The sequence below is a fragment of the Candidatus Parvarchaeota archaeon genome (assembly GCA_016866895.1).
Lineage (GTDB): Archaea > Micrarchaeota > Micrarchaeia > Anstonellales > VGKX01 > VGKX01.
Genome location: VGKX01000200.1, coordinates 1 through 1,643, shown reverse-complemented (window position 1 = coordinate 1,643; position 1,643 = coordinate 1). Strand labels below are relative to the sequence as shown.

Below are 1,643 nucleotides of genomic sequence, written 5' to 3'. Positions count from 1 at the left end.
TTTTGTCCACTGCAAAATCCACGAGCGAAAGCCCTATGCCGCAGTAATTGAGCAGAGTATTTCCCTTGGCAGGGGCGCTGTAAATCGCAATCCGTTTTCCCTTGCTTTTCAGATCTGAAAGGAGGGAAACGAGGTCTGTTTTGAGCGCCTCCACTTTCTTTGCAAACTTTTGGTATGCTTCTTTGGAATAAAGGCCAAGCTTCTCTTCTTGTGCAAGGATGCGCGCTATGTCCTCTCCATCAGCATTGCGGGCTCCGCCTTTTTTCTGCACATATATCCGAAGCGTGCCCCCGTGTATTTCGAATTTTTCCGCCCTGAATATTTCCATGTCGAATTTGGAGAAAAGGCGCATGAGGGGCTTGAGTGAAAAGTAAGACAGGTGCTCATGATAGACAGTATCAAACTCCAGGTTTTCATACAGGTCATAGAGGTGGGGGAATTCGATTATGGCAACTCCGTCTTTGCCAAGCAGCAGCTGCATGCCAAGCACGCAGTCGTTCAGGTCTGCTATGTGCGCAAACACGTTGTTTGCGAGTATGACTTTTGCAGGCCCGTGCTCGCCATGTATTTTCCGCGCTGTAGCTGAATTGAAAAATTCATTGAGCGTCTCCACGCCTGCCTCGCTTGCAACTTTTGCTATGTTGGTGGCAGGCTCCACTCCAAGCGGCCTTATTCCAGTGCCAAGCAGGTTCTTCAAAAGCACTCCGTCATTGCTCGCTATCTCTACCACCAAGTCGCCCTTGGAGGCAAAATCCTTCGCCACTTTTCCTGCAAGGGCTGCAAAATGCTTCTTCGCAGTGTCTGAGGTTGAAGAGAAATATATATAGTCCCTGAACAGTATTTCCGGCGGCACCACAAAGCCAAGCTGCACAAGCCCGCAATCACTGCAAAGACAGACGTCAAGCGGGTATTTCGGCTCGGGGAGGTTCTCCTCTCCAGGTTTTATGAAGCGATTGGCAAGCGGCGTGGGCCCGAGCTTTAGGAAAAAGTAAAGCGAGCTGCTGTTGCAAATCCTGCAGTTTTCCATCTGTGGCATAGGTATTACCAGGCAAACAATTGTGCAACTTGCGTCGTATGTTAATAGGGTGTTGCGAAAGTCATCGCAATCTACGCCGCCAATAAGCGGCGGCTGCCTCGAAGCAGCCGCATCGCACAGATTGTCGGGATAAAATGCAATGCCCTCGTATTTAACTCTACAGATGGGTTTATATCTGTTCTACAAATTTATAAGCAAGGATTGCATGCAAAACAGCAGCGCAGGAATAGAATCAAATCTAGTGAAAGCCACAGCAGTTGTCCAAAAGACAAAGTGGCTGAAATTCCTCAAGGCAGTGCCTTTCTACAAGGTGATTTTCCAGGAAGTGTTCCTTGCTAGCTTCCTCTATCTCCCTATACGAAAATGCGTTGCGGATGTGAAAAAGGTGCAGTTCTCAAACCTAGACGAGCTCATCGAATTCTCATTCAAAGAATCAGAAGGCCTGATAAACCCGGCGCAAATCAGGTCGGAGATAAAGTCGCTTCTTTCCATACTGCAAAAGAGCAATGTCAAAACCTTCATGGAAATAGGCACGGCAAAAGGCGGCACACTGTTCCTGTTTTTCAAGGTTGCCTCCAAGGATGCAAGCGGCATCAGCCTCGACCTG

General features: G+C 48.4%; 2 protein-coding genes. One reads left to right on the top strand and one right to left on the bottom strand.

Translation table 11 applies throughout. From position 1 onward, the window contains the following. Positions 1–1,036: class I SAM-dependent methyltransferase (locus tag FJZ26_05910; protein ID MBM3229944.1), on the bottom strand; the 1,036-nt coding region annotated here is incomplete at its 3' end. Between the two features lie 205 nt (positions 1,037–1,241). Here FJZ26_05910 and FJZ26_05905 point away from each other — a divergent pair. Continuing rightward, positions 1,242–1,643: hypothetical protein (locus tag FJZ26_05905; GenBank protein MBM3229943.1), on the top strand; the 402-nt coding region annotated here is incomplete at its 3' end.